The 6,825-nt window shown below is 58.2% G+C and carries 5 protein-coding genes; 2 read left to right on the top strand and 3 right to left on the bottom strand.

Annotated features, from left to right (window positions below; translation table 11 throughout):
* Positions 1-309 precede the first annotated feature (309 nt).
* Positions 310-489, top strand: coding sequence for a hypothetical protein (locus OCV64_RS07525; protein WP_147571645.1), 180 nt, complete (start codon positions 310-312; stop codon positions 487-489).
* Between the two features lie 180 nt (positions 490-669).
* Here OCV64_RS07525 and OCV64_RS07520 read toward each other — a convergent pair whose 3' ends face one another.
* The 3 genes from OCV64_RS07520 to ppdK form a co-directional block, all read right to left on the bottom strand.
* The gene (locus OCV64_RS07520; RefSeq protein WP_262669725.1) at positions 670-2,040 is read right to left on the bottom strand and encodes an aldehyde dehydrogenase; all 1,371 of its coding nucleotides are present in this window, start codon (positions 2,038-2,040) and stop codon (positions 670-672) included.
* Positions 1,974-3,251 carry an iron-containing alcohol dehydrogenase gene (locus OCV64_RS07515; RefSeq protein ID WP_262669724.1) on the bottom strand — a complete coding sequence of 426 codons (1,278 nt, stop codon included), beginning with the start codon at positions 3,249-3,251 and terminating at the stop codon, positions 1,974-1,976. The genes OCV64_RS07520 and OCV64_RS07515 overlap by 67 nt, the downstream gene beginning before the upstream one ends.
* A 247-nt stretch (positions 3,252-3,498) precedes the next feature.
* Entirely contained in the window at positions 3,499-6,132 is a 2,634-nt protein-coding gene (ppdK, locus tag OCV64_RS07510) for a pyruvate, phosphate dikinase (RefSeq protein WP_262669723.1), read from the bottom strand.
* Positions 6,133-6,681: 549 nt separating this feature from the next.
* On the opposite strand from ppdK, the gene OCV64_RS16185 reads away from it, so the two are divergent.
* A partial coding sequence (locus tag OCV64_RS16185) for a DUF1294 domain-containing protein (RefSeq protein WP_394803827.1) occupies positions 6,682-6,825 on the top strand: 144 nt, incomplete at its 3' end.

Here is a 6,825-nt window from a genome sequence, read left to right as displayed (position 1 = left end):
ATCATCTTCCAATGCGGTGAATCTGGATGACAGTTTGTCGCAGTGTTTGGAAAAGTCGATGGCCTGAGGAGAGCTTAGTCCATAGTCATCCGCCATTTTTCCAGTCCCTTTTGGGCAAGCCTGAGTTCGGAGCCGACACTCGAGAGCTTTTTGCCCAGGCGGACAAGTTGTTGCAACTTTTCGACGATACTCAACCCCTTTCACATTTTTTCAACATTATAAAGTGATAGCATTTAGCTGTCAATAGACTGTATATATTTTTGTGTTATTACACTATGATATATTCGAAAATAGAAAGGGGCGGGCAATATGGCCACTATCAAACGAGTGTTTACGTTGCGTATGTCGGACGATGTATTTGATAGGATCGGGGTCCTGGCTACGGCTGAACACCGCTCTATGACGAATTATATTGAATATGTACTGCTGAAGCACCTTGACGAATACGAAAAAGAAAATGGCCCAATCGAGCGCGGAAAGAACATGTAACCCCTTCGAATGATTCGACCATGATAAGAAACGCCCATCTGAGTAAAATTAGATGGGTGTTTTTGTTATCAGATTTCATCCGCAATGGCCTTTGTCCTGCTGGCGGCTTCGGACCCGCAGGAGCAAGACCACAAATGCGGGCCGCCCTGGGCCATAGGAGGCCTCAGAAAGAGGACGGTTTCAGCGCAGAAAGAGGCGAAGCAGCTTCTCCTGAAGGGCGGTATATGGTGCATAGCGCACCGGCAGATCCATCCAGGTGGACTTCTTCACCACGCTTTTCCGGTGGGAGAAGGTATCAAAGCTCAGTTTGCCGTGGTAGCTGCCCATGCCGCTGTCACCCACACCTCCAAAGCCCATCCGGCTGGTAGCCAGATGGATAATTGTGTCGTTGACGCAGCCCCCGCCAAAGGGGACTTGGCGGAGGAACCGCTCCTGGGCGGCCCGATCCTCGGAAAACAGATATAGGGCCAGGGGATGGGGGCGGCTGTTGATGAACTCCACCGCCCGGTCCAGGGTGTCATAGGTGAGGACAGGGAGCAGGGGGCCGAAAATCTCCTCCTGCATTACCGGGTCCTCCGGGGACACACCGTCCAAGATAGTGGGCTGTATTTTCAAGGTGTCCGGGTCCCCCCGGCCGCCATAGACCACCTTGGCCGGGTCAATGAGGCCCATCACCCGGTCATAGTGCTTGCGGTTTATCATCCGCACATAGCCCTGATTGTCCAGGGGATCCTGCTCATACATGGCGGTCATCCACTTTTTGACATGGGATAGAAATTGGTCCTTCACCCGGCCGTCGATGAGCAGATAGTCAGGGGCCACGCAGGTCTGGCCGCAGTTGAGCAGCTTGCCGAATACCAGCCGCTTGGCAGCCAGGTCCAGCTTGGCGGTGGCGTCCACCACGCAGGGGCTTTTGCCCCCCAACTCCAGGGTGACGGGGGTGAGGTGGCGGGCCGCCTTGGACATGACCTCCCGCCCCACGGCCACCCCGCCGGTAAAAAAGATATAGTCAAATTTTTGGTCCAGCAGGGCCTGGTTTTCCGCCCGGCCTCCCTCTACCACACAGACGAATTCCGGGGGAAAGCACTCCGCCAGGATGGCGCGGATGAGGTTGGAGGTGGCGGGGGAGTAGGCTGAGGGCTTCACCACACAGCAGTTGCCCGCGGCGATGGCCCCGATGAGGGGCTCCAGGGTCAGCATAAAGGGGTAGTTCCAGGGGGACATGATAAGGACCACTCCATAGGGCTCGGCCACCGTGAAGCTTTTGGCGTGGAACTGGGCTAAGGGGGTGGCTGCCTTTCGGTCCCGCATCCAGCGGGCTAGGTGCTTCCTTACATAGTTCAGCTCGGCCAGGGTCATCCCCACCTCACACATATAGCTCTCGGTGGCAGACTTGTTCAGGTCGGCCGCCAGGGCGCTATTGATGTCCGCCTCATGGGCCAGAATGGCCTGACGCAGCTTGTCCAAAGCCCGCCGGCGGACAGCTAGGCTAAACGTCTGGCCAGTTTGGAAATGGGCCCGCTGGTCCTGGACGAGGGCTTGGATATCCATGGGGATGCCTCCTTTGCCATCAGCTTTTGATACATGATCTCCAACTCCTGACGATCCATGAGCCGGGGTACGGGATAGAGGGGATTGCACTCCTGGTCCGCGTGGCGGGCCATAGCGGGGATATCTTCGGCCCGGAGCTCGGCAATCGTCTCCGGGATGCCCATGGTCCGATTGGCTTCTTTGATCCAGGCGATGAAGGCCAGGGCGCTCTGCTGGGCAGAGTCCCCCTCCTGGGCCAGCCCAGCCGCTTTGGCCAGCTTACCCAGTTTTTCCCAGCAGGCGGGGCCGTATTCCTCCAGAAAATAGGGCAGGATGACGGCGTTAGCCAGCCCGTGGGGGACGCCGTACTGGCCTCCCAGGGAGTGGGCCAGCCCGTGGACATAGCCCACATAGGATCGGGTAAAGGACACCCCAGCGCAGTAGGCGGCCCGGAGCATGGCCCGGCGGGCCTCCAGATCCGTGCCATCGGCAAAGGCCCGGGGCAGATTATGGACGATGAGGCGGGCGGCCTCCTCGGACATAGCTTGGGTCAGCTTGGTAGTGGTCTGGCCAATGTAGGACTCAATGGCATGGGTCAGGGCGTCCATTCCTGTGGTAGCGGTAATAAAGGGGGGCAGGCCCAGGGTGATCTTCGGGTCCAGCACCGCGTAGTCGGGGATGAGGGCAAAGTCGTTGATGGGGTACTTGTGCTTTTTCTCCGGGTCAGTAATGACAGCGGCCAGGGTGGCCTCGCTTCCCGTACCGGCGGTGGTGGGAACGGCAATCGTCAAAGGGGTGGGCACAAGCACCCGCAGCAGGCCCTTCATTCTCCGCACCGGCTTACGGGGCCGAGCGATCCGGGCCCCCACGCCCTTGGCGCAGTCCATGACCGAGCCACCGCCCACGGCGATGATGGCCTGGGCTCCGCTGTCCAGATAGAGCTGCCGGCCCTCCTCCACATTTTGGATAGTGGGGTTGGACACGGTGCCGTCATAGACAGCGCAGATGATGCCTTCCTCGGCCAAGGACTTCTCCAGAGGGGCCGTAAGGCCCAGGGAGCGGACGGAACGGTCGGTGACCAGCAGGACGGAGCCCACCCCACTCCCTTTGAGTAGCGGAGGGATGGAGTCCAGTCCGTCCAACTGTTTGGGCTCCCGGTAGGGGAGAAAGGGGAGCGCCAGCCGGAAGGCCAGCTGAAAAGCGCGGCAGGTAAGCTTTTTCAGAGGATGCATAGTGATATCAAATCCTACTTCTTCAAAATTGAACGGACTGATGATACCACTGTTCCGGGGGAGCGTCAATCAATTTAATTAAAAAAATTGAAATAATTTTTGGTGAACAGGCTACCGGGAAAGGAAACGGACAGGGGAGAACCTGGCCGGGAATAAGGCGGAACCAAAGAAACAGGCACACCGTCCACTGGACGGTGTGCCTGTTATTCTTATTGGAGAGAACCGGATTCAGAAACCAGGGGAGGAATCAGGCGCGGGGATTCTTAATCGCGGCCTGGGCAGCGGCCAGACGGGCGATGGGCACCCGGAAGGGGGAGCAGGACACATAGTCCAGCCCGGTATTGTGGCAGAACTCCACAGAGGAGGGGTCGCCGCCGTGCTCGCCGCAGATGCCCAGCTTCAGGTCGGGGCGGGTCTGACGGCCCAGCTTGGAGGCCATCTCCACCAAGCGGCCTACGCCGTTCTGGTCCAGGCGGGCGAAGGGGTCGCTCTCATAGATCTTGCTGGAGTAGTAGGACTCCAGGAACTTGCCGGCGTCGTCACGGGAGAAGCCGAAGGTCATCTGGGTCAGGTCGTTGGTGCCGAAGGAGAAGAACTGGGCCTCTTTGGCGATTTCGTCGGCAGTGAGGGCGGCACGGGGAATCTCGATCATAGTGCCCACCAGGTACTTCATGTCGGAGCCGGCGTCAGCGATCAGCTGGTCGGCCACCTTGACCACCACGTTCTTGACGAAGGCCAGCTCCTTGACCTCGCCTACCAGGGGGATCATGATCTCGGGGACCATCTTCCAGTCGGGGTGCTTGGCCTGGACATTGAGGGCGGCCTTGATGACAGCCCGGGTCTGCATGGCGGCGATCTCAGGATAGGTGACCGCCAGACGGCAGCCGCGGTGGCCCATCATGGGGTTGAACTCGTGCAGGCTGGCGATGATGGCCTTGATGTCGGCCACGCTCTTGCCCATATCCTGGGCCAACTGGGCGATATCGGCCTCCTCGGTAGGAACAAACTCGTGCAGCGGGGGATCCAGGAAACGGATGGTCATGGGACGGCCCTCCAGAGCCTCGTACATGGCCTCAAAGTCGCCCTGCTGCATGGGCTCAAGCTTGGCCAGAGCCTTCTCGCGCTGCTCCACGGTATCGGAGCAGATCATCTCCCGAATGGCGGGGATACGGTCGGCTTCAAAGAACATATGCTCGGTGCGGCACAGGCCGATGCCCTCGGCGCCGAACTTGACGGCCTGGGCGGTATCACGGGGGTTGTCGGCGTTGGTGCGGACCTTCAGCTGGCGGAACTTATCAGCCCAAGCCATGATACGGCCAAACTCGCCGGAAATAGAAGCGTCCACAGTGGGGATGGCCTCACCGTAGATGTTGCCGGTGGAGCCGTCCAGGCTGATCCAGTCGCCCTCACGGTAGGTGCGGCCGTCCAGCTCAAACTGCTTGTTGGCCTCGTCCATCTTGATGGCGCCGCAGCCAGACACGCAGCAGGTGCCCATGCCGCGGGCTACCACGGCGGCGTGAGAAGTCATACCGCCACGGACAGTGAGGATGCCCTGGGAGGCGACCATGCCCTCGATATCCTCGGGGCTGGTCTCCAGACGGACCAGACACACCTTCTCACCCCGCTCGGCCCAAGCCTTGGCGTCGTCAGCGGTAAAGACGATCTTGCCGCAGGCGGCGCCGGGGGAGGCGGGCAGGGCGGTGGCCACAGGGGCGGCCTTCTTCAGAGCGGCGGGGTCGAACTGGGGATGGAGCAGGGTGTCCAGGTTGCGGGGGTCGATCATGGCAACAGCCTCCTGCTCGCTGATCATACCCTCATCCACCAGATCGCAGGCGATCTTCAGAGCGGCGGCGGCGGTGCGCTTGCCGTTACGAGTCTGAAGCATATAGAGCTTGCCGTTCTCTACGGTGAACTCCATGTCCTGCATATCCCGGTAATGGTTCTCCAGGCGCTGGCACACGTCCTGGAACTGGGCAAAGGCCTCGGGGAACTTGTCGGCCATCTCCTGGATGGGCATGGGGGTGCGAACGCCGGCCACAACGTCCTCGCCCTGGGCGTTGGTCAGGAACTCGCCCATCAGCTTCTTCTCGCCGGTGGCGGGGTTACGGGTAAAGGCAACGCCGGTACCGCAGTCGTCGCCCATGTTGCCGAAGGCCATGGACTGGACGTTGACGGCGGTGCCCCAGCTGCCGGGAATATCGTTCATGCGGCGGTACACGATGGCACGGGGATTGTTCCAGGAGCGGAAGACGGCCTTGATGGCGCCCATCAGCTGCTCCTTGGGGTCGCTGGGGAAGTCGGAGCCGATCTTGGACTTGTACTCGGCCTTGAACTGGCTGGCCAGCTCCTTCAGGTCGTCAGCGGTGAGCTCCACGTCCTGAGTGACGCCCCGCTGTTCCTTCATCTTGTCAATGAGCTCCTCAAAATACTTCTTACCCACTTCCATGACAACGTCGGAATACATCTGGATGAAGCGGCGATAGCAGTCCCAAGCCCAGCGGGGGTTATTGGACTTCTTGGCAATGACATCCACCACGTCCTCGTTCAGACCAAGGTTCAGGATGGTGTCCATCATACCGGGCATGGAGGCCCGGGCGCCGGAACGGACAGAAACCAGCAGGGGGTTGTCCAGATCGCCGAACTTCTTGCCGGTGATCTCCTCCATCTTGACGATATACTCCATGATCTGAGCCTGGATCTCGTCGTTGATCTTTTCGCCGTCCTCATAGTACTGGGTGCAGGCCTCGGTGGTGATGGTGAAGCCCTGGGGCACAGGCATACCAAGGCTGGTCATCTCGGCCAGGTTGGCGCCCTTGCCGCCCAACAGCTCCTTCATCTTGCCGTTGCCTTCGGAGAAGAGGTACACGAATTTCGTTGCCATTTGTAAACTTCATTCCTTTCTTCTTACGCGACGACGATCTGCTGCCGCCCGGACCTAGCCCGAACAGAACTGGCGCAACGCCGCCACCATTTCCTCCCAGATATCTTTTCCATGGGAGCGTACAATAATTTTGCTGACGAATCATTATACCATTTGCAGGAAATATTGCAACAGCTTTTTTGCTGAAAAAACATTAAAATGAGAAAAAAGAGCTAAAAGGACAAAAAAATATTTAGTTTTCTGTAAAACGGAATAAAAAGGATGGACATGATGACGAAGTAAACAAATAGAGAGAAATAAAATGGGAAAACATGGGTAAAGGGGAGGGGAATTAAAGCAAAGAAAATTAACATAAGAAGAATGGATGAAAAAGGATGATTAAGGTCTAGCTAAAAAGTAAAACAAGAGAAAAAATCTTGACCAAAGGGAAAATAATTTCCCGTAGGACAGCTCTGGCAGGGAGGAGGTCCAAAAGAGCTGGGGAGCCGCGGGAGAGCGGGTTGCAAAGGGAGAGAAAAAGAGGTACACTGTACCCCGATATAAGCCGACATGGCGAAAGAGAGGGGGAGAGCGATGGCCCCGGAGCTTGTACAGCTTGTGATCCTGTACCTGATGGCAGTCAACCTGGCTGCCTTCTTTCTGATGGGGGTGGACAAGAGAAGGGCGGTAGGGAAAAAGTGGCGTATCTCGGAA

This window comes from Muriventricola aceti (genome assembly GCF_025567565.1).
Taxonomy (GTDB): Bacteria; Bacillota; Clostridia; order Oscillospirales; family Oscillospiraceae; genus Lawsonibacter; species Lawsonibacter aceti.
Note: the sequence above shows the minus strand (reverse complement) of the source record. Positions and strands in the feature narration are given on the sequence as shown.

Excerpts from the sequence above, each read along its gene's own strand:
- OCV64_RS07525 (WP_147571645.1), top strand. The coding sequence starts at position 310 with ATGGCCACTATCAAACGAGTGTTTACGTTGCGTATGTCGGACGATGTA.
- OCV64_RS07520 (WP_262669725.1), bottom strand. The coding sequence starts at position 2,040 with ATGGATATCCAAGCCCTCGTCCAGGACCAGCGGGCCCATTTCCAAACT.
- OCV64_RS07515 (WP_262669724.1), bottom strand. The coding sequence starts at position 3,251 with ATGCATCCTCTGAAAAAGCTTACCTGCCGCGCTTTTCAGCTGGCCTTC.
- ppdK (WP_262669723.1), bottom strand. The coding sequence starts at position 6,132 with ATGGCAACGAAATTCGTGTACCTCTTCTCCGAAGGCAACGGCAAGATG.